At 65.2% G+C, this 26200-nt stretch carries 23 protein-coding genes; 12 read left to right on the top strand and 11 right to left on the bottom strand.

Annotated elements, in window-relative coordinates:
- The first annotated feature begins 6 nt into the window (after nucleotides 1-6).
- Complete coding sequence (locus PKKP23_RS07435; protein ID WP_126876556.1) at nucleotides 7-873, top strand: ATP-binding cassette domain-containing protein; 867 nt, start codon at nucleotides 7-9, stop codon at nucleotides 871-873.
- A 4-nt stretch (nucleotides 874-877) separates the two neighbouring features.
- Entirely contained in the window at nucleotides 878-2287 is a 1410-nt protein-coding gene (locus tag PKKP23_RS07440; protein WP_126876414.1) for a M20 family metallopeptidase, read from the top strand.
- A 27-nt stretch (nucleotides 2288-2314) separates the two neighbouring features.
- Here the strand turns inward: PKKP23_RS07440 and PKKP23_RS34055 are convergent, their stop codons facing one another.
- The 3 genes from PKKP23_RS34055 to PKKP23_RS07450 form a co-directional block, all read right to left on the bottom strand.
- Nucleotides 2315-2470 (bottom strand): hypothetical protein, encoded by a 156-nt coding sequence (locus PKKP23_RS34055; RefSeq protein ID WP_168724542.1) that lies wholly within the window; start codon nucleotides 2468-2470, stop codon nucleotides 2315-2317.
- Nucleotides 2470-3720, bottom strand: a complete 1251-nt coding sequence (locus tag PKKP23_RS07445) for an MFS transporter (RefSeq protein WP_126876415.1) — start codon at nucleotides 3718-3720, stop codon at nucleotides 2470-2472. Before PKKP23_RS07445 ends, PKKP23_RS34055 begins: the two co-directional genes overlap by 1 nt.
- Before the next feature lie 147 nt (nucleotides 3721-3867).
- Nucleotides 3868-4794, bottom strand: a complete 927-nt coding sequence (locus PKKP23_RS07450) for a LysR substrate-binding domain-containing protein (RefSeq protein WP_126876416.1) — start codon at nucleotides 4792-4794, stop codon at nucleotides 3868-3870.
- Nucleotides 4795-5266: 472 nt separating this feature from the next.
- On the opposite strand from PKKP23_RS07450, the gene PKKP23_RS34465 reads away from it, so the two are divergent.
- Together PKKP23_RS34465 and PKKP23_RS07460 are read left to right on the top strand one after the other, a co-directional pair.
- Nucleotides 5267-7183, top strand: a complete 1917-nt coding sequence (locus tag PKKP23_RS34465) for a glycosyl hydrolase (protein WP_240658811.1) — start codon at nucleotides 5267-5269, stop codon at nucleotides 7181-7183.
- 516 nt (nucleotides 7184-7699) lie between these two features.
- Nucleotides 7700-8056 carry a DUF4148 domain-containing protein gene (locus PKKP23_RS07460; RefSeq protein WP_126876417.1) on the top strand — a complete coding sequence of 119 codons (357 nt, stop codon included), beginning with the start codon at nucleotides 7700-7702 and terminating at the stop codon, nucleotides 8054-8056.
- A gap of 129 nt (nucleotides 8057-8185) precedes the next feature.
- Here PKKP23_RS07460 and PKKP23_RS07465 read toward each other — a convergent pair whose 3' ends face one another.
- Nucleotides 8186-9157, bottom strand: coding sequence for a response regulator (locus PKKP23_RS07465; protein ID WP_126876418.1), 972 nt, complete (start codon nucleotides 9155-9157; stop codon nucleotides 8186-8188).
- 356 nt (nucleotides 9158-9513) lie between these two features.
- Here PKKP23_RS07465 and PKKP23_RS07470 point away from each other — a divergent pair, with 356 nt between their 5' ends.
- Nucleotides 9514-10011: an acyl-CoA thioesterase gene (locus PKKP23_RS07470; RefSeq protein WP_126876419.1), complete on the top strand. Its 498-nt coding sequence runs from the start codon at nucleotides 9514-9516 to the stop codon at nucleotides 10009-10011.
- 131 nt (nucleotides 10012-10142) lie between these two features.
- Here PKKP23_RS07470 and PKKP23_RS07475 read toward each other — a convergent pair whose 3' ends face one another.
- Entirely contained in the window at nucleotides 10143-11600 is a 1458-nt protein-coding gene (locus PKKP23_RS07475) for a sensor histidine kinase (protein ID WP_126876558.1), read from the bottom strand.
- A 235-nt stretch (nucleotides 11601-11835) separates the two neighbouring features.
- On the opposite strand from PKKP23_RS07475, the gene PKKP23_RS07480 reads away from it, so the two are divergent.
- Nucleotides 11836-13908, top strand: coding sequence for an AI-2E family transporter (locus PKKP23_RS07480; RefSeq protein ID WP_240658813.1), 2073 nt, complete (start codon nucleotides 11836-11838; stop codon nucleotides 13906-13908).
- Here PKKP23_RS07480 and PKKP23_RS07485 read toward each other — a convergent pair.
- Both PKKP23_RS07485 and PKKP23_RS07490 read right to left on the bottom strand, forming a co-directional pair.
- Nucleotides 13812-14276 carry a GtrA family protein gene (locus tag PKKP23_RS07485; RefSeq protein ID WP_126876420.1) on the bottom strand — a complete coding sequence of 155 codons (465 nt, stop codon included), beginning with the start codon at nucleotides 14274-14276 and terminating at the stop codon, nucleotides 13812-13814. The genes PKKP23_RS07480 and PKKP23_RS07485 overlap by 97 nt on opposite strands.
- Nucleotides 14273-15985 (bottom strand): glycosyltransferase family 39 protein, encoded by a 1713-nt coding sequence (locus tag PKKP23_RS07490; protein WP_161978084.1) that lies wholly within the window; start codon nucleotides 15983-15985, stop codon nucleotides 14273-14275. Before PKKP23_RS07490 ends, PKKP23_RS07485 begins: the two co-directional genes overlap by 4 nt.
- A gap of 225 nt (nucleotides 15986-16210) precedes the next feature.
- Between PKKP23_RS07490 and PKKP23_RS07495 the strand changes: the two genes are divergently transcribed.
- Both PKKP23_RS07495 and PKKP23_RS07500 read left to right on the top strand, forming a co-directional pair.
- Complete coding sequence (locus PKKP23_RS07495) at nucleotides 16211-17230, top strand: glycosyltransferase family 2 protein (protein ID WP_126876422.1); 1020 nt, start codon at nucleotides 16211-16213, stop codon at nucleotides 17228-17230.
- 466 nt (nucleotides 17231-17696) lie between these two features.
- Nucleotides 17697-17957 (top strand): hypothetical protein, encoded by a 261-nt coding sequence (locus tag PKKP23_RS07500; RefSeq protein ID WP_026121988.1) that lies wholly within the window; start codon nucleotides 17697-17699, stop codon nucleotides 17955-17957.
- Between the two features lie 25 nt (nucleotides 17958-17982).
- On the opposite strand, the gene PKKP23_RS07505 is transcribed toward PKKP23_RS07500, so the two are convergent.
- Complete coding sequence (locus PKKP23_RS07505) at nucleotides 17983-20013, bottom strand: EAL domain-containing protein (RefSeq protein WP_017777496.1); 2031 nt, start codon at nucleotides 20011-20013, stop codon at nucleotides 17983-17985.
- 807 nt (nucleotides 20014-20820) lie between these two features.
- Between PKKP23_RS07505 and PKKP23_RS07510 the strand changes: the two genes are divergently transcribed.
- Nucleotides 20821-21639: a carboxypeptidase-like regulatory domain-containing protein gene (locus PKKP23_RS07510; protein ID WP_126876423.1), complete on the top strand. Its 819-nt coding sequence runs from the start codon at nucleotides 20821-20823 to the stop codon at nucleotides 21637-21639.
- Here PKKP23_RS07510 and PKKP23_RS07515 read toward each other — a convergent pair.
- Nucleotides 21631-22833: an alpha/beta fold hydrolase gene (locus PKKP23_RS07515; RefSeq protein WP_126876424.1), complete on the bottom strand. Its 1203-nt coding sequence runs from the start codon at nucleotides 22831-22833 to the stop codon at nucleotides 21631-21633. The two genes, PKKP23_RS07510 and PKKP23_RS07515, sit on opposite strands and share 9 nt — an antisense overlap.
- A 189-nt stretch (nucleotides 22834-23022) precedes the next feature.
- On the opposite strand from PKKP23_RS07515, the gene PKKP23_RS07520 reads away from it, so the two are divergent.
- Nucleotides 23023-23814, top strand: coding sequence for an SDR family NAD(P)-dependent oxidoreductase (locus PKKP23_RS07520; RefSeq protein WP_126876425.1), 792 nt, complete (start codon nucleotides 23023-23025; stop codon nucleotides 23812-23814).
- 61 nt (nucleotides 23815-23875) lie between these two features.
- Here the strand turns inward: PKKP23_RS07520 and PKKP23_RS07525 are convergent, their stop codons facing one another.
- The gene (locus PKKP23_RS07525) at nucleotides 23876-24688 is read right to left on the bottom strand and encodes a response regulator transcription factor (RefSeq protein WP_240658815.1); all 813 of its coding nucleotides are present in this window, start codon (nucleotides 24686-24688) and stop codon (nucleotides 23876-23878) included.
- Nucleotides 24689-24853: 165 nt separating this feature from the next.
- Between PKKP23_RS07525 and PKKP23_RS07530 the strand changes: the two genes are divergently transcribed.
- Entirely contained in the window at nucleotides 24854-25144 is a 291-nt protein-coding gene (locus tag PKKP23_RS07530) for a hypothetical protein (protein WP_126876426.1), read from the top strand.
- 80 nt (nucleotides 25145-25224) lie between these two features.
- On the opposite strand, the gene PKKP23_RS07535 is transcribed toward PKKP23_RS07530, so the two are convergent.
- Complete coding sequence (locus PKKP23_RS07535; RefSeq protein ID WP_126876427.1) at nucleotides 25225-25413, bottom strand: hypothetical protein; 189 nt, start codon at nucleotides 25411-25413, stop codon at nucleotides 25225-25227.
- Nucleotides 25414-25737: 324 nt separating this feature from the next.
- Between PKKP23_RS07535 and PKKP23_RS07540 the strand changes: the two genes are divergently transcribed.
- Entirely contained in the window at nucleotides 25738-25938 is a 201-nt protein-coding gene (locus PKKP23_RS07540; protein WP_126876428.1) for a DUF3562 domain-containing protein, read from the top strand.
- Nucleotides 25939-26200 lie beyond the last annotated feature (262 nt).

Here is a 26200-nt window from a genome sequence, read left to right on the forward strand (position 1 = left end):
TCTCGCATGGCCGAGGTCAACGCGGCGACCGCCCAGACCCGCGACATCGCGCTCGAACTCTGCGCACTCACCCGCACGTTCGAACTGGGCCGTGGGCTCTTTCGCAAACCGCATCCATTGAAGGCCGTGGACGACGTCTCGCTGCGGCTCTATCGCGGCGAAACACTCGGCCTCGTCGGCGAATCAGGTTGCGGCAAGAGCACGCTCGCGAAGATGCTGCTGGGTCTCGTCACACCCACCACAGGCAGCATTCTCGTGGACGGCCGCCAGATCGATCCGCGTGGCGCGCGACAGTTGGCGCAGCGAATCCAGCCCGTTTTTCAGGATCCCTACTCGTCTCTGAACCCACGAAAAACGGTGGCGCAGATCGTCGGGTTGCCGCTATGGCTGCACAAACGTGGCACTGCCGCAGAGCAAGCCGCCGAAGTCAAACGCATGCTCGACCTCGTCGGCATGCCGGAGCGCACGCACGGGCAATATCCGAATCAGCTTTCGGGCGGCCAGCGGCAGCGCGTGGCGATTGCCCGCGCGCTGATCCTGCGGCCCGCCATCCTGATCTGCGACGAACCGACGTCGGCGCTCGACGTCTCCGTGCAGGCGCAAATTTTCAATCTGCTGCTCGATCTGAAAGCGGAGTTCGGGCTCAGCTATCTGTTCATCAGCCACGACCTCGGCGTGGTGGAGCATCTCGCGGACCGCGTCGCCGTGATGTATCGCGGCAGCATCGTCGAGCAGAACAGTTGCGAGCAGATTTTCTCGAACCCCAAGCATCCCTACACACGGACGCTGCTTTCCTCGGTCTTGACGCCCGCGCCGGGGCTCGGCCTGCCCGGCCCCGACGCGCTTCATGCACCGCCCCCATCTGGAGACTGACACGATGAGCCGTAGCCGCGCCATCGACATGGCCACTTCCTACTTCGACGACGGCCGCTTCATGCACGTGCTCGACGAGCGCGTCGCCATGCGCACCGAGAGCCAGTTGCCTGACTCGCAGCCCGCGCTCTATGCGTATCTGCGCGAGCACATGGTGCCCGCGCTCGCGGCGCTCGGCTTCACGTCGCGCATCGTCGACAACCCCGTGCCCGGCAAGAGCCCGTTCCTGCTCGCCGAGCGCATCGAAGATCCGGCAGCGCTCACTGTGCTGACCTACGGGCACGGCGACGTGGTACCTGGACACGACGCGCAGTGGCGCGAAGGGCTCGCGCCCTGGCGCGTCGTCGTGGACGGCGACCGCTGGTACGGGCGCGGCACCGCCGACAACAAGGGCCAGCACACCATCAACCTCGCGGCGCTCGAACAGGTGATCGAAGCGCGCGGCGGACGCCTCGGCTACAACGTGAAGGCGATCATCGAGATGGGCGAGGAAACCGGCTCGCCAGGCCTCGCCGAGGTGTGCGCGCAGCACCGCGAAGCGCTCGCTGCCGACGTGTTCATCGCCTCGGACGGCCCGCGCGTGGCGGCCACGCGCCCCACGCTCTTTCTCGGCTCGCGCGGCAACTTCAACTTCACGCTGCAAATCAAGCTGCGCGAGGGCGCGCATCATTCCGGCAACTGGGGCGGCCTGCTGCGCAGCCCCGGCATTCGCCTCGCCAACGCGCTCTCTACGATGGTCGATGCGCACGGCCGCATTCTCGTGAAAGGGCTCCTGCCCGAGACACTGCCGGAAAGCGTGCGCGAGGCGCTGCGCTCCATCGAAGTGGGCGGCGGCCCCAACGATCCCGAGATCGACCCTGCCTGGGGCGAGCCGGACCTCACGCCCGTGGAACGCCTGTTCGCGTGGAATGCGCTGGAAATACTGGCGTTTCGCACCGGCAATCCCGATGCGCCCGTGAACGCGATTCCGGGCCACGCCGTCGCGCATTGCCAGTTGCGCTACGTCGTGGGCACGGACACGGAGAACCTCGTGCGTCGCCTTCGCGAGCATCTGGACGCGTACGGCTTCACCGAGATCGAAGTGAGCGAGCGCGGCACACGCATGGCGGCAACGCGGCTGGACCCCGACGATCCCTGGGTGCGCTGGTGCCTCGCGTCGATACAGCACACCACCGGCGAAACGCCGGCGCTGCTGCCGAACCTGGGCGGGTCGCTACCCAACGACGTTTTTGCGCACATTCTCGGCTTGCCCACGCTGTGGGTACCGCACTCGTACGCGGCCTGTTCCCAGCACGCGCCGAACGAGCATCTGCTTGGCAGCATCGCGCGCCAGTCGCTGCAGATCATGGCGGGATTGTTCTGGGACCTCGCCGAAGAAGGGCCGGCCATTCGAGAACAGAAGCGCGCGGTGTGAACCGCGCGGCCGCGTGCACACCGCGTTTCATCCGCAAAACGAAAGGCCCGAGAGCAGTGAAACGAGCGCGGCGGCTGTGAGGTAGCCCGCGAAGCACCACGCAATGAAGACCGCGAAGGCAGCGAGGCCGATTATCGCCAGCGCCGCGGGGCCGCTCGGCACGATGCGCGCGGCTACTTTCATCACGCCACCTGAGCAAGAGGCCGTGCGCGTTGCGCGACGCGTGCATCGTCGATAGGCAGATGCAGCACGCCGGCCACCACGCCCAGCGCCGCGGCGCCATACCAGAGCAGATCGTACGAGTGCGTCGCGTCATACACCACGCCGCCCAGCCACACGCCGAAGAAGCTGCCCAGTTGGTGGCCCAGAAAAACGAAGCCGAATAGCGTCGTGATGTACCTCACGCCGAACACCTGCGAGACGATGCCGTTCGTGAGCGGCACCGTGCCGAGCCAGATCAGTCCCATGACGAACGAGAACACATAGAGGCTCACAGGCGTGAGCGGCCACAGCACGAACAGCAGCATCGTGGCCGCGCGCACGAAGTAGATCGCACTGAGCAGATATTTGCGGCGCAGGAAACCGCCTGCGTATCCGCACAGGAACGTGCCGGCCGTATTGGCGAGCGCGATGATGGCAAGCGCCGTGCTCGCATGACGCGCGGTGAGACCGTGATCGAGCAGATACGCCGGCATGTGCGAAGCGATGAAGGCGAGTTGGAAGCCGCACGCGAAGAAGCCGACGTTGAGAAGCCAGTAGCCGCGATGCGTAAGCGCCTCGCGCACGGCGGCCGCGATGGTTTGCGCCGCCACGCCAGCGGTCGTTCCATCGGCATTCGCGTTGTGAGCGGCAACGGGGCGGTCGCGCAGGAACACCGCGAGCGGCGCCGTGGTGAGCATGACGATCGCGAGCACGACCGTCGCATTGCGCCAGCCGATGCCCGTCAGCATGTCCTGCGCAAGCGGCACCATGCAAAACTGACCGAGGCCGCCAATCGTGCCGGCCACGCCAAGTGCCCAGCCGCGACGGTCCGCGGGAAAAAGCCGGCTCAGGGCGCCGTACACCGCACCGAACGCGCAGCCCGACAGCGCCACGCCCACCAGCAGACCCGTGCCGAGGGTATAGAAGCCGGCCGTCGCGGAATGCGCCATCACAACCAGTCCCACGGCATAGAGCACGGCGCCTGCGGCAATCACGCGCGCCGAGCCAAAGCGGTCGGCCACCATGCCGGTGAGAGGCTGCGACACGCCCCAAAGCAGGTTCTGCAGCGCCAGCGCGAAGCCGAAGACTTCGCGCGGCCAGCCATGGTCCAGTGTCACAGGCATCAGGAAAAGGCCCTGCACGTTGCGCACGCCGAGGGCGGCGCCCATGACAATGCCGCCCGCCAGCACGAGCAGCCAGCGCCGCCGCCAGGCGGCTTCGGGTTCGATCACGGTGGTCTCCTTCAGGGTTCGTTCCAGCGTCCTTACGCGTTCGCGTGTTGGCGCATTAGAGCCCTGGAAGCCCCACGTCTCAATCGATTCTTTGGCATGCATCGCATGCGTCATACGCATGCGAACCGGGCGAACCCGGGCGCAGGTTTACAGCCCCGACGTGCCAGAGGCCTCGCCAGACTCCGCTTCGCTCACGATCCACGCTGCGACGGCGCGCACGTCGTCGCGCGGATGCTCGTCGGCCTGATGGAGCCAGTAGCCGTAGTCGGTGGAGCGCCCGTTCGTGTCCGGGCCAATCGCGGCGAGGCGGCCTTCGGCGAGCAACGGTCTCACGAGCGGCACGCGGCCCAGCGCGATGCCCTGCCCCGCGAGCGCGGCTTGAATGACCTGATCGTATTGGTTGAATCGCACGATGCTGCGAACCGGCGCGTCGGCCAGTCCGATGGAACCCAGGTGATCGCGCCATTGCAGGAATGGCCGGCGCGCACCGTCGAATTCGAGCAGCACGTGCTGCGCGAGCGTGTCGGCATCGAGCTGCGTCACCGCGAGCGACGGGTGCGCCACGGGCACGATCGCTTCCTCGAAAAGACGTTGCGCGCTCGCCGGCGCCCTCGCCGCCGGCGCGTAACGAATGCCGAGATCGACGCCCTCTGCCTGGAGATCGAGCGGCTTGTCCGTGGCGGCGAAGCGCACGTCGATGCCGGGAAGGCGCTGCTGCAGGCGCCCGAGCCGCGGCAACAGCCAGAGCGACGCCACGCCGATGCTCGCCGTGATGGTGACGGGGCGCCGCTGCTTCGACTGGCTCAGCAGTTCGAAGACGTCCTGGAGTTGCTGCACGGCGCTGTCCGCCGCGCGAAAGAGCCGCTCGCCTTCCGGCGTGAACGAAACCGTTCGATGACCGCGCTTGAGCAATGCGACGCCCAGCATCTGCTCGAGTGCCTGCACCTGGCGGCTCACAGCCGATTGCGTGAGGCAAAGATCCTGTGCCGCGAGCGTGATGCTCATGCGCCGGCCGACCGCAACGAAGCCGCGGACAGGATCAAGGGAAGCCAGCCGAACGAGGGGAAGTGCCATGCGTGAACCTCATGCGAACGATGCGACGAGGTTGGTCGACGACGGCGTATGAGTCAAGCCCCGACGCTTCGTTTAGCGAGCTTGCACTCCACGGAGCAAGACGAGATGAAGCGCGAATTCGGTATGCCCGGCCATTCCCGATTTCGACCCTTCATTTACATTAAGTTACATTGAATTGCTTTTATCGTACGAATAAAAGCAGAAAACGCAAAAGGGACGTTATTTCTCCGCCGCACAAAAAAGTGCCAGGTAAAAAAGAACACGCATCAATATTTTTGTCTTTTCATATCAATCGCTTATCAAGCCTTTCAAACAGCGCCAAGCAACTGGTACCGAAGAAATAACATTTCGCGAAGCCACCCGATCCGAGACTTCTATTACTAATTTTATTTGATTTATTAACACGGTAATAAATGGAAAGAGGATGACCCTATACTGCGCGCCTTCGGTAATTTCTCGACAGGCGCGGAAAGTGGGTAAGACGACAGAGACAGCACATTCGGTAGAACACGCAGTGGGAAGCGCGACGCTTCCGGTAGTCCCGGCCATTCCGGGCTTCGCCATCGACGGCAACCGGCCGGCCACGCGCCGCCGCTTCCTCGCCGGGCTCTTTGCCGGCGCCGGCAGCCTCGCGCTGGCCGCATGCGGGGGCGGCAGCGGAACGTCGTCGGGCAGCAGTGCTGCGGCCACCAACGCCTCGATGTCCCAGCGTATCGCGGCTGCCACGCCGAGCGAATCGTCGTCAGGCACCACGGTGCCGCCCGCGGCCTCGATCATCGACGGCAACGGCGTGGCCTGGACGCTCTCGAACGGCGCCGTGCTGCGCGCCGGCGCCAACACCGGGTGCCCGGTGTCGGCCACCGTGGTGCTCTATTACAACCGCACGATCTACGCAGCCAATGCTTCGGGCGCGTGGTACATCAACGTCAACAACGTCTGGAAAGCGTCGAACGATCCGCGCGAATCCGCCTCGGGCACCGTCGTGCCGACAAACGCCGCCTCGATCACGGACGGCAACGGCGTGAGCTGGACCTGGAGCGGCGGCGCTGTGCTGCGCGCCGGCGTGAACACGGGCTGCCCGGTACTCGCCTCGTGGATTCTGTACTGGAACCACACCATCTACGCCTGGGACGCCTCGGGCCTCTGGTACGTGAACCGCAACAGCGCGTGGGTCGCCTCCTACGATCCGCGCGAATCGGCCTCGGGCTCGACCGTTCCGCCGCAGCGTGAAATCACGGACGGCAACAGCATGCCCTGGACCCTCGCCAACGGCGCGGTGCTGCGCAACGGCGCGAATACCGGGTGCCCCGTTGCGGCGTCGCTGCTGCTGTACTGGAATCACACCATCTACGCCGCCGACGCGAGCGGCCACTGGTACATCAACCAGAACAACGTCTGGAATGCGACCACGGACCCGCGCAATGCCTCGACCGTCGCGGCTGCCGCCGTGGCCCCCGGGCCGATCTTCTTCGGCATGAACGGCCACGTCGCGTGGACCTCGGGCGTGTATGCATCGATGACCGCCGCGCAGCAGGTGTCCATCCTCAAGGACCTGGGCGTCACAAACTATCGCGCGGACGTGGCGGACGCGGGCATGGCACAAACGGTGGCCAACGCGCTAAACGGTGCGTTCAAGGGCAGCGGCATCTCGATCCTGCCGTGCATCAACCCGATGAACTACAGCCTCACCGCGTCGGAGAGCACGGCATACAGCTACGGCTACCAGCTCGCGCAATCCATTGCGCAGGTATTGAAGGGGCTTGTCAGCTACATCGAGTGCGGCAACGAACTCGACGCCACGGGCCTCATCAGCAACGGCGCGGGCAACTCGCCGTCCAACTACAACCCGTCGTACTGGCCGGCGTTCCGCGGCATCATTCGCGGCATGATCGACGGCGTGAAGTCTGTGGACCCGAACATCAAGTGCGGCGTGAACGTGGGCGTGCCGCTCGCCTACACCGCGCTGCAGATGCTGTGGAACGGCCAGACGCCCAACGGCACCACCACGCCGACCTCGGGCGCCACGCCCGTGCGCTGGGACATCACGATGTACCACTGGTACGAAACCTCGGGCGACATCGTGCGTGCGGGCTCGCAGGGCCTCACGAACGTGCTGCAGATCCTGCAGACCTCGTTCGGCGTGCCGATCTGGATCACGGAATGGGGCTACTACACGGGCGACACGTCGACCAACCAGGCGGCCTACGTGACCAACACGCTGCAGGAGTACTACTCGCTGCGCACCACGTACAACCTGCAGTGCGTGATGATGTACGAGCTTATCGACATGGGCGGCGGCGACGACTTCGGCGTGCTGCTGTCGGACGGCGTGACGAAGAAGTCGCCGTACGCGGCGTACAAGAACTTCACGGCGGCCAACGCGGTTTGACCTGCTTCAATGCGACTTGACGCGGCTGCCTGCCTGTTGCCGCTGGAGCGCCAGCACAGGGGGCTGGTAGTCCGGTAGTGCGGTAGCCGCCGCATATTCGTTTTGATTTTACGCGGTTGATCAGGCGCGGTCCGCGATTCATCGGCGGCCCCATGGGTGACTCGATTCGCGCCCGCGCTCCGCTTCGGGGCGAGGTTGACCCTCGCTCCCGTCGCTCTCATCTCCCCTCCCTCTCCTCCCGCCGGCTACCGCTTTCCGTGCGCCTCGGCCGGGCATGAGCGGCCGGTTTGTTCTCGCCACCGCAAAATGGCGGGAATAACCGCCGCGAATCCTGTGTTCACAGTTGCATGGGCGCCCGTTGGACCGCGCTTCATGCCCGACGCCACGCCACCCGCGCAGGCGTCACACAGGAAAACCTGAAAACGCGACGCGGGAATAATGCCCGCTTCGCCCGTGTTCTCCCGAGTACCGCAACACAGACTCTGGTCACCCGATCCATTACTTAAGGATACCGAAATGAAAACGCGTTCACTCATCGCCCTTGCCGTTGCCCTCTTCGCGACCGCCGGTGTCGCAACGACCGCGTCCGCGGCGGAAAAGACGCGCGCGGAAGTACGTGCGGAACTGGTCCAGGCCGAGCAAAACGGCCTGCGCTTCGTCACCGACGCCTCGTACCCCGACGTCGCGCCGATCTATCAGCAACAGGTCGCGCAGGCGAACAGCCATGGCCATGCGGATGCCGCGAGCAGCATGGGCGGCACGGTATCGGGATCGAGCGCCGCAGGCCTGCCCGACACGTTCATGAAAGCGAAGACGCCGATGTCTTCGTGTGTGGGTCCGGTCAGCTTCTGCCAGCTCTACTTTGGAAGCTGAGCGGACCAATGTGTGCGACAGCGCTGCAACGCGAGCGGCGGCCGGCCGCGCCTTATGCCGGCACGCCGCGCCGCACGCCGCAACGCAAACCGCTGTGCGCCGCGTTGAACCGCATCCCGAACCGGCCTGTTACGACGACGCCAGCGTCGCCGCTCTCGTCTCGCGCCAGCGCGCGAACGTCATGACGCCGGGCTCCACCGCCGCGGCATCCAGCCGTGTCCAGCCGTAAAAAGCGCCTTCCCAGTCGGCAATGGCCGTGGGCGCGACAAAGCGCGGCTCGGCAAGCCCTGGCCGGTACGCCTGCGACGGCCAGAACACGGGCATGCGCCGGCGCGCCTCCATGGCTTCGCGCAACGCTTGAGGACCGCCTTCGTCCGTGACGACTTCACACTGGAACTGCCATTCGGCGGCGTCCCAGGCCAGAAAGACGCTCGGCGCGCCCTCAGCGTCGAACATCAGCACGGCGTTCTGATCCGGCCGCCAGTAATACTCGACAACGCCCTCGCGCGCGGCGATCTCGTTCAGCGCGGCCTGCGTGCGCGCATCGCGATAGGCTGCGCCGACGTCGTGCACGCTGATGTACCCACGCTGCGCGCAGTGCTTGCGCTTCGCCTGCCCGATGGCCGACGTGAGCTTGCGCGACATGCCGGCGTCGGACTTCTTCAGGTAGAAGTCGATCAGACCGTCGTTGAATGCATCCACGGCTCGCGGCTCGTCCGCCGTACCAGTGAGCAGCACCTTGGCGCACGACATGCCGGAAAGTGCCGACAGCAGCTCGATGCCGTCCATGCCCGGCATCTGGTAATCCACCACGATGGCCGCGATCTCTTCGAAGCGCCCTTCGTTATGCAGCGCGTCCTGGCCGAACGCGTTGCCCCCTTTCTTTTCGAACTCGGAATAGGCGGCTCCCGAGAACCGTTCCTGCGGCACGTCATGCGCACGTGAGGACAGGAAGTCCAGCGCCGCCGCAGGGTCGGTGAAAAAGCGGTTCAGGTGCCGGTCGGCGAAGATGCCCTGCAACGCATGCAGGAAGTCGGTGCTGTCGTCCACGAAGACGACAGACGTGGGATAGAACAACGGTTGTCTGGTGAAGAAATTCATGCATGCCCCGGTTGACGTGAATGCCCGTGCGGCGTGCCTGTGAGCGCATGCAGAACCGCACGCATTGCCCCCGCCGGACGGACGTCACGGGACGCGCAGGCCGGCGATCGTTGTTTTAGTACGCCGTTGCCGCCCAATGACGGATAAACCGCCACGATTATCCGGCGGCATCCTCGCCCCGCGCAACTCCCCGTTTGGCCGAGGTGTGGGCCATGCCGCGTTCAACGCTGCTCCCGCACCGTTCGCGCCGCCCTCAAAAATTTTGACAGTGCTTTCGGAAGCCAGAATGGGGCGTTCCTCCCTATGGAAGGAACGCGCGGCTGCCGCCTGCAGCCTTTCGTTTCAGGAGTTTCCCCATGCTGGTTCGAGACACGATTCCCCCGGCCCTCACGCGCGGTATCGCGATGCTTTCGCCGGAAATGATGGAGTCCGGTCCCTGCAAGACCTTCCATCACGTTATCGACATCTACCTCAAGGACTCGAATGCCTTCCAGAACACCTACTTCGCACGCTATTTCGAGTGGCAAGGCGTGTGCCGCGAGCGCTGGTTCCATGAGTGCGTGCACAACAACCTGCTCGCCGCGGGCGGCGCGTTCATCACCAAGCGCGCGCACCAGGAATACGTCGAAGAGACGTTCCCGTTCCAGCGGGTGGACTGCTACCTCAACACGTTCCAGGTGCGGCAGTGCTCGGCGTATCTGCTGTTTCGCTTCTGCGTGGACGGGCGCCCCGTCTCGCTCGGCTATCAGCAGATTCTGTTCTCGGACACGAACAAGCGGATCCGGCGGTTCCCCGCGGGCATCATCGAACGCGTCAAGGAATATGAGCTGATCCTGCCGCCGCTCGCGAACTGAGCGGACCATCCGCCATCGCCTGCCCAAGCCCGCTACGGGCTTCAAGGCATCACGGCATCACGGCGTGACGGCACAAGGGCATGAGGACGCGAGGCTGTGAAGGCAGGCGGGCATGAAGTCCTGAAGCCGGCCTAGCCGGCATACCCCTGCCCTGTGCCCCAGCGCCGGGACCGTCCCGGCGGATCGTGCAGCGCGCGGTCCGCCGAGGACCCGGGCTCCGGCAGCCGCAGCGTGAACGTGGTGTGCTCGCCGGGCACCGATTCGCACTCGATGTCGCCGCCGAACACCTCGCAGACGCGCCGGCAGAACGCGAGCCCCATGCCAGCCCCGTTGCCGTGCCCCTTGGTGGAGAAGAACGGGTCGAAGATATGCGGCAGCACCTCGGGGGCGATGCCCGGCCCCGTGTCGCTGAAGCGCAGCACGCAATAGCCGCCCTCGAGCACGGCGCTGATCTCGATCTTGCCCTTGCCCGCATGCTGGATCGCATGCAAGGCATTCTTGAGCAGATTGAAGATCACGAAAATGATCAGCGAATCCGAACCGGAAAAACGCAGCGACGGATCGATGGGCGCCACCACGACGCGCTCGCGGTCCGAGGCCGCAAACGGAAAGCGGTCGAGCGCGGCCTGAATGCACTCGTGAATGGCATGCGGCACGAAGCTGCGGCGGTCCAGCCGGTCGAGCGTGAACGAGGCAAGCGACATCTCCACGACCGTGCTCGTGCTGTCCACCTGACGCTGGATCGCCGAGGCGAGCGTGGGCAGCCGCTCCGACTGCCCCGGGTACAGCCCGTTCACGAGCAACTGGTGCTGCACCGCGAGCTGGTAGCCGCGCAGCAGTTCGGGCAAGGCGGTGCCGAGTTCCTCGGCGTGCATGCCGATGGCGGCAAGCGGTGTCGCCACCTCGTGAGCGACGGTGGCCGCAATCAGATACGGCCGCATCAACCCGTGCCGCACGATGGTGACGGCCAGAATGCCGAGGCTTACCGCGATGAACAACACCCCTGGCGGATAGAACGGCCAGCCGTAGTTGACGGCGTAATCGACGGCGGCAATCGAATAGAAACCCAGACTCACGAGGCTCAGGTCGAGCAGCCGCTGCCGCGCGCGCGCCCGCGACTGGCTGCGCGCCGAAATCAGCAGCCATGCACTGCGCATGGCAAGCAGCACCGTCTGCACGACGTGCACGGGATGCAGGCGCCCCGCGCGCGGGTAATCGCCGAAGAAAAACGTGCCGTAGCCCGAGATCACCTCGTCGGTGACCAGCAGCAGGATGGCGAGCACCACCGAAACGCCGTACGACGCGACGAGAAGCGGCTGCTCCCCACGCCGCGCCGCTACTTCCGTCACGAAGTGGTAGTACGTGGTGGGCAGGAACAGGATGAAGAAGTAGCCACACTTGACGAGTACGCCGGCCACTTCGGGGTTCGACGTCTGGAACAGGAACGCCCACGTGCCCTGCCAGGCGAACGTGGTCAGGCACATCAATGCAAATGGCACCGAGAGGCGCGTCACGCCTTCGGTGAGCAGCACATAAAGCCCAAACCCCAGAAATAGAGCGGATACGAACGCAGGCAGGATGGAGTACATGTGTACCGTCGCGTTTTGCTTCTCGTAGGTGACGCAGTTTTGATGCCGGTGCGCCCGCGTGCTGGCGGCAATGATCTGGTCCAGGACATCCGCCCGCAGCATGCTGGAAACATGAACGACCGGTTCTGGCGCAGGCCATTGTAAGTGAGCCGCACGCCCGCCGTCGCGCCTTTTTGTGGTGTTCGGCGGCCTTTTGTGCAGAGGCGGCATGCGGCTTGCTCGCCTTGTCCCTATCATGAATCCATCATTTCCCCCGCGACGCGAGAATGCCCGCGTGCGGCCGCCCGAGGTGCCCGGCCTGCGCACGCTGACCTCGATGGTGGCCGGCGTCATCGCGATCTGCGCGCTCTACTTCGGGCGCGCCGTGCTCATGCCCATCACGCTGGCCGTGCTGCTGAGCTTCCTGCTGGCGCCCTTCGCCACGGCGCTCAAGCGGGTGGGCTTTCGCCACGTTCCGTCGGTGATCGCGGCGGTGCTCGTGGCGCTCTCGGTGATCGCCGCGACGGGCGTACTGATCGGCGCCCAGGTGGCGCAGCTTGCCGGCGACCTGCCCCGCTATCAGGCGGCGTTCGAACACAAGGCGCAAGTGCTGCACGAAGAGACGATTGGCCGCGCGGACGCGTTGCTGCGCCGCGCCTCGGGAGCGCTCAATCACGTCGCGCCGCCGCGCGACGACGAAGCGAACCGCGAGCGCTCGGCGAGTCCTTCAGACCGCCCGCCGATGCCCGTGGAAGTCCACGAACCCACGCCTTCGCCGCTCCAGCTGATGCAGCGCTTCGCCTCGCCGGTGGTGAGTCCGCTGGAGACTGCCGGCATCGTCGCCGTGGTGGCGATCTTCATTCTGTTGCAGCGGGAAGACCTGCGCGACCGGCTGATCCGCCTGTTCGGGGCACGCGACCTGCATCGCACGACCACCGCCATGGACGAAGCCGCTCGTCGTCTGAGCCGCTATTTCCTCGCGCAGGTGGCGATCAACACGGGGGTGGGCGCGCTGGCGTGCATCGGCCTCGCCATCATCGGCGTGCCGGGCGCGCTGCTGTTCGGCGTGGTAACGGCGCTTGCGCGCTTCCTGCCTTACGTGGGCGCATGGATCGCGGGATTGCTCGCGGTGCTGCTGGCCGCAGCCATCGGGCCCGGATGGTGGATGGCCGTGTGGACGGCGATTCTCTTCGTGACGGTGGAACTCGCCGCCGGGCAGTTCGTCGAGCCGCTGCTCTACGGCAACAGCACGGGACTCTCGCCGTTTGCCGTGATCGTCTCCGTGCTGTTCTGGAGCTGGATCTGGGGGCCCGTGGGGCTCGTGCTGTCCACACCGCTTACGCTGTGCCTCGTCACGCTGGGGCGACACGTGGAGCGCGTGGAATTTCTCGACGTGCTGTTTGGCGATCACCCCGTGCTCACGCCCGGCGAAAACCTCTATCACCGTTTGCTGGCCGGCGACGCCGCCGACGCCCTCGCCCAGGCCGATACGGTGCTCGCGGGCCGGCCGCTGGAAGCGTGGTACGACGAGGTGCTGCTGGATTGCCTGCGGCTGGCGTACGACGACGTCGAGCGCGGTGTCGTGCCGCCTGAGCAGATCACGCGCGTGCGCCGCACGGCGTTCGCGGTGATGGACGGGCTGGCGTCGAATGCGGCCGGCGCCGGGGATGCAGTCAGCGATGCGGCCGGGATGGCGGCCTCTGCGTCGGCTTCGGCCTCCTTGTCCGAACGCGGTGAGAGCCGAAAAAGCCGGCAGGCGCGGCCGGGCAGTGCTGCGCGCGGCGCGCCGGTGAATGACCGCACGTGCAGGCCGGTGCTCTGCGTTCGCGGCCGCGGCGAGTACGACGGCATCGTGGCCGCCGCCACGGCCCAGCTCTTGAACCGGCGCGGCGTCGAAGCCACCGTGACGGGCTCGGACCGCTTCTCCCGCACACGCATGGACGACGCCCGGCCGCCTCGCGACACCGTGATCTGTATCGCGACGCTGCACGCGCGCGAAGCCCCGCCCTGGCTACGCAATCTCATACGGCGATTGCAGCCGCGCGCGACGAATCTGGTACTCGGCATCGCATTGCCGAACGACACCGAAGGCGTACCCGATGTGTCCGATCTCGCGCCATCGGCACGCGAGAACGATACCTCCGCTCACGACGACCTGCCACGCCCCGCCGCTTCGTTCGCCGCGCTGACCGAGGCCTGCGTGGACGCCGCGCGCGGTGAGTCCGGCGGTCTTCAGCCCGAATATCGCGCCCGAAACGACCACACCGAATTGACGACGAAGCCGGACAGCAGCACCACGCCGGTCGCCACGCACTGCGCGAGCAGGTAATAGACGTGCAGGCGCTCGACGAGTGCGTGCATCACCCACGCATTGACCGCCATGCCGGCCGCCGCAACCACGAAAAAACGCGGCGCCGCGTGTGCGTGCTTCGCGCTGCTTTGAAACGTGATGCGGTAATTGAGGACGTAGTTGACCACCGCTCCCGCCGCCGCACCGGCGGTGGAAGCGATGACGGCACTCGCGGCATGCGTCGCGGTGAGCGCCACGAGCAGCGCGTACTGCACGGCGGTCCCCATGAGGCCCATCAGCGCGTAGCGCGCAAAGCGCAGTACGCGGGCTTTGAAGCGGCGCTTCCCGCCATAGTCGATGGGATGGCGGGCGGACTCGTCGCGCACGGCCCTTTCCTGTGTGCTCATTGGGTGGGTCCGTTGCCGGTGTTGCCCACCTTGCCTGCATTGCCCACATTGCCTGTGCTCCCCGACATCGTCGCGCTGCGCGTGTTCCAGGCGTAGACAGCAATGCAAGGCGGCGGCTTCACGCCATGCAGCGGCACCACGTTGCAGGTAGATTCCACGCGACGCACGGGCGCCGGCACCTGGTCCATCAGCAACGGCATGAAGCGCGCGTCCGGCGATGCCGAAACGAGTACGACCGGCTTGCCCGCTCGAATATCGTTGGCCACCTCTTGCACGTCGCGCCGTGCGATGCCGAGCTTCTCGATCATCTCTTCGTTCTCGATGCCCGTCACCGCGGGGTCGTGCCACTTGACCAGCTGGCGCAGCGGCGGCCCGTAATAGGCAAGCAGCACCGCCGACGTATAAGGCGCGAGCACAACTTCGTCGGCCTGCATCAGCTCAGTGCGCGTGTCGCCGAACACGGTGCGCAGCGGTGCCTTCGCGCCGTCGGCGAGCGCGATCTGCCAGTAGAGGCCCACACCGAATGCGATGAGCGTGGCCACACGTGCGGCGAGGCGCAGCCTCGACGGCACCACGACGGCCCAGGCCAGCGCCACCGAGAGCGGCAGCGTGATCCAGCACAGAATGCGCGGCAACAGAATGGGCTGCTTGATGCTCGCGAGCGTCGCAAGCACGACGAACAGCATGGGGATGGCGACCAGCACCGCCATCGCGCGCCGCGGCATGCGCGTGGTCCATAGCGTCACGGCAAGGACCGCAAGCAACAGCGCCGCCACTTCGATGCCGGGAAAGCGCATTCTCGCGATAGGGCCTGCCACGAGCCCGCTCGCCACCACGAGCAGATCTCGAAACGACAGCGGTGGAATCCACGAGAGCCCGGTGCCGTGCCGTCCGATGGAAAGCATCGCCATGAGAAGCGGCAGCCACAGCATGCCGACGATGACGTTCGCCGCCAGCCAGCGAACGATCGCACTCACGCGGACGTGTTGCGTGGCGCGCGCTTCCCTATCCGTCGCAGCGGCCCCTGGTAGCGCGCCGAACGCAAGTGACACGAGTACCACCACGTTGCACGCGGCCACCACGAGCGTGAACGTCGCGTGGCTGTAGAGCGAGATCACGGCGCCTGCCGCGTAGAGCAGCAAGTCGCCGTTGCGCTGTTGTCGCAGATATCGCGCAATGCCCAGCAACATCATGCCCGCGGGAATCAGCGTGAACATATACACGCGCGCTTCCTGAGAGAAATACACGGCCATGGGCGAGACGGCGAACAGCGCGGCCGCGGCGAGCGCAATCGACGTGCGCCCGAACAGCTCGCGCGCCACCGCATAGACGAGCGGCAAGGCCACGAGCGACGCCACCACCGAAAGCGAACGCAACGCCACTTCGCTGTGCCCGAACAACGTCATCCACGGTTCGAGCATGAAGTAGTAGAGCGGCGGCGTGGGTTCGAGCGTGAGCCCCGTGGTGACGAGAAATTTCGCGCCGAACAGGTCGTAGTAGTAGCGCGAAAAAAGTTCGTCGTTCCACAACGGCAGATAGTCGAGGTGGTACACGCGAAGCATCACCGCGAGCCCGAAGATGGCGAGCGCGATGGGTGCGAAAAGCGTATCGGCGGCGGAGCGCTGTACGCGCGACGTGCGCGCGGTGTCCTGCGCGGTGGTCTCATAGGCTGCAGGGTCGGGTGCCGTGCCCGGGTTCGTCGTGTTCATCGATGGGGTCCCTGTGCGCGCGAGGCGCGATCCATGGTCTGCCGACGACTGCGAGAAGATTGCCGCAAGCATGTGCAGAGGTCACCGTAAAGGCGCGCCACCCGGGCGTATGTGTGCTTTCGCACCGAAGGCCCGGCGCACGAGGCGCACGGTTATACGCAATTCGCGGCGCCCGCCATGCGCGCCGATCATCCGAACCTGCAGCCCGAACTTCCAGGTAGAACCATGCTCCTCTCGTTGGTGGTGCCCTTTTACAACGAAGAAGATACCGTCGACCATCTGTTCGCGCGCGTCGTGCCCGTGCTCGCCTCGCTCGAAGGACTCGACTACGAGATTGTCTGCGTGGACGACGGCAGCCGCGACGCCACGCTCGCCAAACTGCAGACCGTGCGGCGCCGCTACGGCAAGGTCAAGCTGGTCGAGCTGTCGCGCAATTTCGGCAAGGAGTCCGCACTGACGGCAGGCCTCGACGAGTCGAACGGCGACGTCATCGTTCCCTTCGATGCCGATCTGCAAGACCCGCCCGAAGTGATTCCACGGCTCGTCGAAAAATGGCGGCAAGGCTATGACGTGGTGCTCGCGCAACGCGTGGATCGCAATACGGACACCTTCGCGAAGCGCAAGACGGCGGCGATGTTCTATCGCGTGCACAACGCACTCGCGCCGCAGCACATACCGGAAAACGTGGGCGACTTCCGGCTCTTCACGCGCGAAGTGCTGGAAGCGCTCAAGCTCCTGCCCGAGCGGCAGCGCTTCATGAAGGGGCTCTTCGCGTGGGTCGGATTTCGCTCCACGGTGGTCGAGTACGTGCGCGATGCGCGCGTGGCGGGCCGCACCAAGTTTTCGGGATGGAAGCTGTGGAATTTCGCACTGGAAGGCTTCACGAGTTTCAGCACGCTGCCGCTGCGCGTGTGGACCTACGTGGGCTCCACGGTGGCGGCATTCGCGGTGCTGTACGGCGCGTTCATCGTCGTGCGCACGCTGTTCAAGGGCAACGCCGTGCCGGGCTATGCGTCGCTTGCGAGCATCATCCTGTTTCTCGGCGGCATTCAGCTCATCGGCATCGGCGTGATCGGCGAGTATCTGGGCCGCGTGTACTTCGAGACCAAGCACCGCCCCATCTATCTCGTGCGCAGGCGCTACGATCCGATCGAAGTGCTCGCCCAGCAGAGCTACGCCACGACGCCCGAAACAGCCGGCGGGTCCGCGCGCTGGGCCGGCAAGCCGCGGCCCGCGACCACCTGAGCGGCTCGGAACGGCAAATCAGCACCTGAGCCGGATCGCGGTCTGTTTTACGCTTCATTTCCGCTTCATTCCCGCTTCATTTCCGCTCCATTCCCGCTTCACGCGCGGCACAAACCAACGGGCGGCTCGCGCGACGGCGGATCGACCTCCGGCAAACGGTCCGGGTCGGGCGGAAGATCCGCGTCGTCATCGTCGCCGGGCGGCGGCATACGATCCGGATCGATTTCAGGCAACGGGTCGGGCGGCGGCTTGCGGCCGGGACCGGAGGGCGGCGGTACGCGCGTATGCGCCGCGATGGCGCGCGCGCCTCGCCACTGCGCCCACGAAGCGAAACGGAAAAGCGAGCCGGGCCGCCGGTTCGCGTGGAAAGGGGATATGGGTTGTGCTGGCTCCATGCCCAAAGACGAGCAACGCCCGTACCCGCACGCGCCCGGCGGCACGGGCGAATGCGGTTAGACTGTCCGTCATGAACAAGTGCCGTTACTGCGGAAAGATCCGTGACGAATGGGACTGCCACGGATACGAGTGCCGGAGGGCCATTGCAAAGGCGCTGCGGCGGCAGCGCTCGGGCCTGCCTATGGTGCCCGACGTGATCCGTAACGAGATTCCTGCGGGCGCCAGCACCGGCGAGGTGATCGTCCAGCTCTCGCGTCAGCGGCTGCGCGCAAGGCGCGGCAACGAAGAACGACGCGAGCGCAAGGCCATCGAAGACGGCGACGACGAGTGAGCGGCACGCGCCCCACTCCGGCCATTCAAGCCTGGCCGCCGCGCAGCGTTTGCAGCAGATCGGCGAACGGCATGGGCCGTCCAATCGCGTAGCCCTGCGCGTAGTCGATACCGATCTCGTTGAGCACGCCCAGAATGGCCGGCGACTCGACGAACTCCGCGATGGTCCGCGCCCCCAGCTTGCCGCTGATCTCGTGAATCGACTCCACGATCGCGCGGTCCACATTGCTGTTCACGATGTCGCGTACGAAGTGGCCGTCGATCTTGATGTAGTCCACCGGGAACTGCTTCAGGTATCCGAACGAACTCACGCCCGCGCCGAAGTCGTCCAGCATGACCGAGCAACCCCGCGAGCGCAGGAACTCGATCAACTCCATCGCCTGCTTGAGATTGGTGACGAAGGCGGTCTCCGTCACTTCGAAGCAGAGCCGCTCGGGCGGCAGCGCCGACCCATCCAGCAGATCCTGCATGAACGAAACCATGGACGGGTCGCTCAGCGAATTCGCCGACAGATTGATGGAGAGCATCACGTTAGGCAGATCCGCCACCGTGGGCCCGATGTCGCGAATCACCGCGCCGATTACCCACTGGTCGATGTCGACCATCAGGTTGTTGCGTTCGGCGGCCGGAATGAAGGCGCCCGGCATCACCAGTTGCCCCGCCTCGTCCACCATGCGCACCAGCACTTCGACGTGGGGCCGCGCATCGCCCGATGCCGGCAGGGCGCGAATCTCCTGCCCATAGAGCCGGAAGCGGTTCGCCTTCACCGCCGACTTGATGCTCGACGCGATGCGCAGCGCCGAATGCTGGCGCGCTGCGTCGCCCACGCCGGGCGTGTAGGTGAAGATGAGGTTGCGCCCCGCAGCCTTCGCAGACGAACGCGCGATGCCCGCCTCACTCATCAGGTCGCTGACCGAACGTGTGCGGTCCGCGAATTCGGTCAGCCCGAAGCTCGCGCCCAGGTCGTAGACGTGATCGCCCCAGGCGAATTCCAGCGCGCGAATTTCCTGCAGCAGCCGTGCGCAGATCTTTTGCGCCTGATGCAGGCGGCAGTCGTAGAGCAAGACGCCGAACTCGTCGGCTCCGAGGCGCGCGAGCTGATCGGTATCGCGCAGTTCGTGGACGAGCAGCCGCGACACCTGGCGCAACAGCGTATCGCCCGCAAGGCTGCCGTCGGCTTCGTTGATCATGCCAAAGCCGTGCAGATCGATCATGCAGAGCGTGTGCACACGACCATGGTCCACATGCTGATGCAGCGCCTGGTCGAGCCGTGCCTCGAACGCGGCGCGATTCGGCAGGCCGGTGAGCCGATCGTGCATCTCGGCTCGTACGAGTTCGCGATGAAAGCGCCGATGCTTCGTGCGGTCCGAGTACACGACGAGTGCTTCGCCGTGACGCCCCGTTGTGTCGGGCATCGCGAACACGGACACGTCGACGTCGTAGCTCTTGCCGTGACGGCTCACCAGCATGCTGTTGAATTCGCGCCGCTCCGCAGCCGCGCCGCGCGAACTCCACTGGCGCGGGTCGAAATTGCAGGGGCGCCCGTGCCGGTCGACGATGCGCAGCACTTCCTTGAGCGGCTTGCCGATGGCGCGCTCCGAAGACCAGTCCGTGGTGCGCTCCGCGGCGGTGTTCATGAAGGTCACGCACTGATGGGCGTCGGTACGGATCACGGCCTGCTCGTCGCTATCCAGCGTGAACCGCACCGTTTCCTCGCGGCGCCGCAAATCGGTGAGGTCGTGCGTGATGACGAGATAACCGGCCGCGCGACGCATGCTGTGCGAAAGCCGCGTCACGACCATGCGCGCCCAGAACTGCGTGCCGTCCTTGCGGCGCAGCCATAGCTCGCCGCTGAAGCGGCCTTCGGCCGTGGCGCTCGAGAGGCTGCGCTCGGCCTCGCTTACCCGCCCCTCTTCGGCGCAAAACAGCTGGCCGAAATGGCGTCCCATGACTTCGCTCGCGCGATACCCCATCTGGCTCTCGGCGCCGCTGTTCCAGGTGGCGATGCGGCCGCGGGCGTCGAGTTCGTAAATCGAATATTCCTCGACCGAGCGCATGGCTTCCCGGACCGACCTGCGTGCCACGGCGCGCCAGGCCGCGTGATCCGGCGTTTTTCGACGTCCGCTGTACAGCCTGAATCCACTGAATGACATTGCTTTGTTCATCTCTTGTCTAGGCGCCGAGTAACGACTGGAAAGCCGCAAACCGAAAAAGAGCGATGCGCACAATCCATTCAGAACGCGGACGCCGCCCGGGGTGCATGCGCGCGGTGCACTCTGGCGATGCACTCGCATAGCCGGCCGATCCAGCCTGGACTGACAGCCAGTGTCCGTTTATCGGCAGTTCTTTAGATTACTTGAGGCGGCTCCCTCGCCTGGCCGCCCTCGCCATGAAGCAACGGAGACGAGGAATCCGGCTGCGGGGTCCGGCTCCGTGGGCCCGACGAGGCTGCGCCAGGATGGGGCACCGCTGGCGCCGCTACCGCAACAGGGGGCTGCGCGACCAAACCGGAAACGGCAAGCCGGATGCATATATGCAAACTGGATATGCCATTTTTTGCGAGTGCCGCAATAAAAAATTTTGCGAGCGCCTAATTCACCGCAAGTATTCCCTTTTCGGGACCCGCAAGTCGGCGATGATAAATCAGTTCGCGCTGCGCGAACTTTCCGGGAGATCAGAATCGGCCGGGCTGAGCCGGCCTCCACGCCTTTTTGGCGCGTGGAGCACAGACGCGCGCTTATCCGCCCTTCTTGAGGACGGCCCTTTCGCGACGCCTCACGCTTGACCCAAATCAACGTCGCAGCAACACCCGGCGGCACGATGGAACGCACTCGCGTTCGCATCCGTTGCCCGGGGAAATGTCCATGTCCGTTGTTCGAAGTCCCTTGTTCAAGGCCGCGCTGCTGGTTGCCGCGCTCCTTGCCGTTTCGTCTGCCAGCATCGCCCAGGGGCCGGGCAAGCCGCCCGTCGTCGAACCGCGCGAACTGGTTTCGCCCCAGGAGCGGCTCGATTACTGCAATGAAATGCACAACGCCTCGACGCTCGACGAGCGCCTCGCCATCGCGCGTCGCATGCGCGACACGCTGGTGGCTCGCGCGAAGGAAAAAGGCGTGGCGTTACCCTCGCCGACGCGCCGCGGCATGCGCGGCGCTCAAGGTGGCGCGCGGGGTGGCGCGGACAGTGGCATGCACGGCGGCAAATCTGGCGTGGGTCCGAACGGCGAGGCGACGATGCGCAGCTACGGTATGGACTGCGGCAAGGTGGGGCTGATGGTGGACAGCGGCGAGCCTGGGGCCGTGGCGGCTCAGGCGCCTGGCCTCGACGTGCACTACGCGAATGGCATTGCCTACGTCTCGGGCGGCGTAGGTCAGGACGAGGCCGACGCCATGCGCGCCGTCCGCGCGGACTACAGCATGCGGGCCACGTTTGCGACGTCCGCCGGAACGTATCTCTCCGACGTTGCCGTGCGCGTGGAAAACGCGGACGGCTCGACGCTCTTCACCACGCGCTCGGACGGTCCGTTCCTGTACGCGAAGCTGCCTGCGGGCCACTATCGGCTGATCGCCACGTCGGACCGGATCGAACGCGCCCGCACCATCGACATACCTCGCCACGGCAGCGTGACCGTCACGCTGACGTGGCCTGCTCCCACATTGAAGCAGCCCGCGAAACAGTCAGGCTGAGGCGGATCGCGCCGAGGCACTGGCGACCCAGGCCGCAATGCCGGGCCACGCTTCGCGCAGCGTGCGCGACCCCATGAAAAGCCCGATGTGCCCGCCGGGCACGAGCTTCTTCACGATGTCCGCGGGCGGCGTGCCGAGGTATTTGTCCGCATCGAAGACCTGCTCGCGCGTGGTGATGTCGTCGGATTCGCCCGCCAGCAGATAGACCGGGCACGTCACCGTGCGCAGGTCGAGGCGCTTGCCGAGTGCCACGAACTCGCCCTTCGCGAACCGGTTCTCCTTGAAAATCTGGCCGATGGCCTGGAGATACCAGCGCCCCGGCAGATCGACGGGATTCTCGTACCAGCTTTCGAACGCCTCTTCCTTCTTCAGATACGCCGGGTCGTCGATGTGCTCGTAGAGGTCGACGTGGTCGGTGATGTAGTGCTGGTCCGGATGCATGTTCTTCCAGCCCCGCAGCATGAACCGCCCGCGCATCAGGCCGTCGCCCAGGCGCACCAGGTCTTCGTAGAACGACAGGGGCAAGGTGTGGGCCATCTGCTTGATGGGACCGTCGCCCGCGTCGGTATCGATGGGCGAGCCGGCCAGCACGAGGCTCGCCACCTTGTGGGGAAAGCGCGCCGCGAACATCGCCGCCATCCAGCCGCCCTGGCACAGGCCGATCAGGTTCACGCGGCCGCCCAGCTCGTCCACGCACACGTTCAGTTCGGCGAGATACTGGTCGATCTCGAGATCCTTCATGTCAAGCGTTGCCGTTTTCCAGTCGGTTAGATAAAGCCGTTTGAGGCCATGCTTGCGCAGCGTTTCCATGAGACTCTGACCGGGCTGGAAGTCCGCGATCATCGCGCTGTGGCCCGCGTAGGGCGCGTCCACGATGGTCGGTAGAACCGTGTCGGACAGCGCAGCGTGCGATGCCGCCGCGCTGTGGTTCGCGTTCGGCGTCGAGGAGTAGTCGCGCAGCACCATGGTGCGCAGATCGAGCAGCGGGCGGCTCGGTGTCGCGAGGGCCGGATGCAAACCGAAGTGGATCTTCTCCTCTTCGGCGAGAAAGGCCAGATTCTTCGCGGACAGTTGGATGCCGGTTTGAACCATGGCGGCCGCGGCGGCGATCGGCCAGAAGAACGGCAGCGCCGGCGCGCGGTCCTTGCGGTGTGAGCGGGAAGCGGATCCAGACGCGGGAGTAGGCGTGTTCATGGGATTCCTGTCGACGTCAGAAGGTGATCGGGAGCGTGGAGTCGGGTGGAGTCGGGCTCGAAGCATGAGACACGAGGAAGTCTGTATGACGTGCTCCCGAAATAATTGATCGCCGTCAGACGTTGCAGAAGAATGACGACGCGGCGGCCCGGCCTTATCCGGTGAACTTTTCATGACAAGGAGACAGCAATGGACCTGAAACTGCGCGGCAAGGTGGCGGTGCTGACGGGCGCGAGCGTGGGCATCGGACTCGCGGTGGCGGAAGGCCTGGCGGCCGAAGGGGTGAACCTCGTACTCGCCGCGCGGCAGGAGGCGCGCCTTGCGTCCACTGCACGCGAGATCGCCGCGAAACACGGCGTCAAGGCCGTGCCGGTGGCCTGCGACGTCGCCACATCCGCGGGCGTGGAGGCGCTCGTGCGCGGCGCGCTCGAATCCTTCGGTGGCACGGACATCCTCTTCAACAACGCGGGCACGGGCAGCAACGAGACCATCATGGCCGCGCCCGACGAGAAATGGCAGGCGTATTGGGACTTGCACGTGATGGCCGCGGTCAGGCTCGCACGCGGGCTCGCGCCGGGCATGAAAGCGCGCGGCGGTGGCGTGATCCTGCACAACGCGTCGATCTGTGCGGTGCAGCCGCTCGGCTACGAGCCCATCTATAACGTCACGAAGGCCGCCCTCATGATGTTCTCGAAGAACCTCGCGAACGAACTCGTCGGCGACAACATCCGCGTGAATACCATCAATCCCGGGCTCGTGCTGACGCCGGACTGGATCAAGACGGCGAAACAGCTGAGCGCTCAGGACGGTGGAGACTGGGAAGCTTATCTACAGCGCGTGGCCGACGAGCACGCGCCGATCAGGCGCTTCGCGACGCCGGAGGAACTCGCGGACTTCATCGTGTTCCTCTGCTCGCCGCGGGCCAGTTACAGCGTAGGCGCGACCTACTTCGTGGATGGCGGGATGCTGCGGACGGTCTAAGACGCCGTGCCGTGAATCGAGCGTGCGCGGCGCGCCTGTAGCGGTGCGCCGCCGTGAAGCGTCATGCCTTATCGCGATTCACCAGCTGCTCGAGACGATAGCCGTAGCCGTAGATGGGCGAGAGCCGGTAGCCGTTTTCCGGCCTGAGCCCGAGCTTGGTACGCACCACGGAAATGTGCGTGTCCATGGTGCGCGACGGCGCGCCAGCCGAGGACGGCCACACCGCTTCGAAGATCTGCTCGCGCGACAGCGACGCGTCGATGCACTGAAAAAGCAGCAGGGCAAGGCTGAATTCTTTCTGGGTCAGCGTGACGGCTCGCCCTTTCACGAACACTGCGCGTGTGCCGAAATCGAATTCGAAGTCGCCGAACACAGCCTTGCCCGTACTCTGGTCAATTCTGTGATCGATCTTCCGGTCGATGGCCTGGCCGTTCCTGTAGCCATTCGCATGGCCGTTCATGCCCGCGTATCCGTGCGCGCCGTGTGTAGCCAGCGCGACCGAGCGCTCGGCAAGCGCCCGGGCCAGCATGGCATCGACCTCACCGAGCAGTGCCGCTGCGGACAGCGGCCCGATCACGCAACGGTCCACGGGGACATCGCCGATTACGCCAGGCGGTGCTGCGCCCCCGGCCTGCACAATGCACAGCACCGGCGTTCTGGCCGGACTGCGTTGCCGCGCCCAGCCCAGCGGCATGTCGCCGCGCATGCGGGACATGTCCCAGTCGATTACCACGAGATCCAGTGCTTGCTGTTCGAGCGCGTGCGCGAGCGACACGCCGTCGAAAAATGCCCGGCAGGTATGGCCGCCGCGCAACAGCGCCTGAGCGGCAAAGTCGGCGCGCGTCACGTCCGCGGCCAGAATCGCTATCCTCATGCTCCCCCCGCAATGCTGCAACATGGCGGCTTTGTTCCCGGTGCACCCGGCACTCCGTCACTGTGAACGCGACAACCATGCGAGCCGGTGCGGCCCTGTCGCGTTGGCGAAACATCCGGGCGCTGCCGCGGCGGCGCGACTGAAGACGGCAAACGGCGCGCAACGATGACGCACATGCCGCATGCAAACCAAACGGACGCTATCGCGTCTGATCCGTTTGCATTGGGTTTTGCCCTTCTTTTTGCCGTTCTTTCAGCCGGCCGCGCCGAGCAGGCGCACGAGCGCAAGGCACTGACGTTCGGGAATAAAGTCGATAATCGAAACGGCCAATCGGTTTCGCGACCGAAAAAATTTCGGCGAGATTTAACACTTACGATGACGGCCAGTTTCTCCTGCGAATCGATTCTATTGGAACGTCACGAGGGCGAATGTCAAAGATCGTCAGATTGGGAATGACGCGCCCATGTCGGCCGCGCGGCAACGGCGCCGCGCGTGCATAGCGATGTGCATGGCGAAAAGAGAAAAAACAGCGGCTGTTAGCGGGACGAGATAACGGCGGACGCCGGCGTATCGGTACTCTGTGCCACCACACTGCTGTCGGACGCGCCTTGCATGTGGATCTGCCGGTTAATGACGCTGTCGCGCAGAATAGCGCTGAGGCTCACGAGTAATGCGACCACCACGACACCGAGCGCGCAATACCCGGCGATTTTTAGCGTTTTCATCGTCACGCTCCGTCAAAAGCGAGTGACTGATATAGCGGACAGTTGCCGTCCACCAGAATGTGGGAACGTCGCCATATATACCACGGCCGTACGAAGCGAATATGGCAAAAAGATGGGTAGCGCACTGCGCCGTCATGCCGCATGGCCATACCGGATTCACGGCGTGCATCTTGCGCACACGGCACGGGTGTAGTGGAACCCGGTCTACTTCTTTTACCTGGCGCCGGACCGATAGTGCGATTCAATTTGCATCGGGCCATCCGGTGTTCTCTAATCAGACCTGCGCGTCTTTCTTCCCTCGTCCTGTCGCCCCCGGAGAGCAACATGGCTCAGCCCAACAAAGCGGAAGTCGTCCACGCCATTGCAGCTGAAACCAATACGCCGGAAGAAACGGTGGCAAGAATGTACGAAGAAACATGGGACGACTACCGGGCCGACGCCCGCATCCTCGACTATGTGCCGCTGTTCGTCGCGAAAAAGGTTCGCGAAACGCTACGGCATAGCCACACGCGCAGCGCGAAGTAAGCCGGCCGCTTCTCCTTTTCCCTGCTTTTGAAGTCGACGCTGCGCCAGCGGCGTCGCATGCTCGGGCACGCCCCTGGTCAGCCGCGCTCACTGACAACGTGCAGGTTTTTGCACGCACCTCGCTCGTATGCCCTGCTCCGCCGATATGCGGCGCGACTCCATCACGCACCCTGCGCACACCGTCCGGCGCTGTCCGCGCATCCGCTCGCGAAATGAACTGATACAACCTCACCGCGTGCTTTAAGGCTCGTTTAATTCTTCG

This window comes from Paraburkholderia kururiensis JCM 10599 = LMG 19447 (genome assembly GCF_003986935.1).
Lineage (GTDB): Bacteria > Pseudomonadota > Gammaproteobacteria > Burkholderiales > Burkholderiaceae > Paraburkholderia > Paraburkholderia kururiensis.

Coding starts and splice junctions, on each gene's coding strand:
- PKKP23_RS07435 (WP_126876556.1), top strand. CDS start 7: ATGGCCGAGGTCAACGCGGCGACCGCCCAGACCCGCGACATCGCGCTC.
- PKKP23_RS07440 (WP_126876414.1), top strand. CDS start 878: ATGAGCCGTAGCCGCGCCATCGACATGGCCACTTCCTACTTCGACGAC.
- PKKP23_RS34055 (WP_168724542.1), bottom strand. CDS start 2,470: ATGAAAGTAGCCGCGCGCATCGTGCCGAGCGGCCCCGCGGCGCTGGCG.
- PKKP23_RS07450 (WP_126876416.1), bottom strand. CDS start 4,794: ATGGCACTTCCCCTCGTTCGGCTGGCTTCCCTTGATCCTGTCCGCGGC.
- PKKP23_RS07460 (WP_126876417.1), top strand. CDS start 7,700: ATGAAAACGCGTTCACTCATCGCCCTTGCCGTTGCCCTCTTCGCGACC.
- PKKP23_RS07465 (WP_126876418.1), bottom strand. CDS start 9,157: ATGAATTTCTTCACCAGACAACCGTTGTTCTATCCCACGTCTGTCGTC.
- PKKP23_RS07470 (WP_126876419.1), top strand. CDS start 9,514: ATGCTGGTTCGAGACACGATTCCCCCGGCCCTCACGCGCGGTATCGCG.
- PKKP23_RS07475 (WP_126876558.1), bottom strand. CDS start 11,600: ATGTACTCCATCCTGCCTGCGTTCGTATCCGCTCTATTTCTGGGGTTT.
- PKKP23_RS07480 (WP_240658813.1), top strand. CDS start 11,836: ATGAATCCATCATTTCCCCCGCGACGCGAGAATGCCCGCGTGCGGCCG.
- PKKP23_RS07485 (WP_126876420.1), bottom strand. CDS start 14,276: ATGAGCACACAGGAAAGGGCCGTGCGCGACGAGTCCGCCCGCCATCCC.
- PKKP23_RS07490 (WP_161978084.1), bottom strand. CDS start 15,985: ATGAACACGACGAACCCGGGCACGGCACCCGACCCTGCAGCCTATGAG.
- PKKP23_RS07495 (WP_126876422.1), top strand. CDS start 16,211: ATGCTCCTCTCGTTGGTGGTGCCCTTTTACAACGAAGAAGATACCGTC.
- PKKP23_RS07500 (WP_026121988.1), top strand. CDS start 17,697: ATGAACAAGTGCCGTTACTGCGGAAAGATCCGTGACGAATGGGACTGC.
- PKKP23_RS07505 (WP_017777496.1), bottom strand. CDS start 20,013: ATGCGCTCGGTCGAGGAATATTCGATTTACGAACTCGACGCCCGCGGC.
- PKKP23_RS07510 (WP_126876423.1), top strand. CDS start 20,821: ATGTCCGTTGTTCGAAGTCCCTTGTTCAAGGCCGCGCTGCTGGTTGCC.
- PKKP23_RS07515 (WP_126876424.1), bottom strand. CDS start 22,833: ATGAACACGCCTACTCCCGCGTCTGGATCCGCTTCCCGCTCACACCGC.
- PKKP23_RS07520 (WP_126876425.1), top strand. CDS start 23,023: ATGGACCTGAAACTGCGCGGCAAGGTGGCGGTGCTGACGGGCGCGAGC.
- PKKP23_RS07525 (WP_240658815.1), bottom strand. CDS start 24,688: ATGAGGATAGCGATTCTGGCCGCGGACGTGACGCGCGCCGACTTTGCC.
- PKKP23_RS07530 (WP_126876426.1), top strand. CDS start 24,854: ATGACGCACATGCCGCATGCAAACCAAACGGACGCTATCGCGTCTGAT.
- PKKP23_RS07535 (WP_126876427.1), bottom strand. CDS start 25,413: ATGAAAACGCTAAAAATCGCCGGGTATTGCGCGCTCGGTGTCGTGGTG.
- PKKP23_RS07540 (WP_126876428.1), top strand. CDS start 25,738: ATGGCTCAGCCCAACAAAGCGGAAGTCGTCCACGCCATTGCAGCTGAA.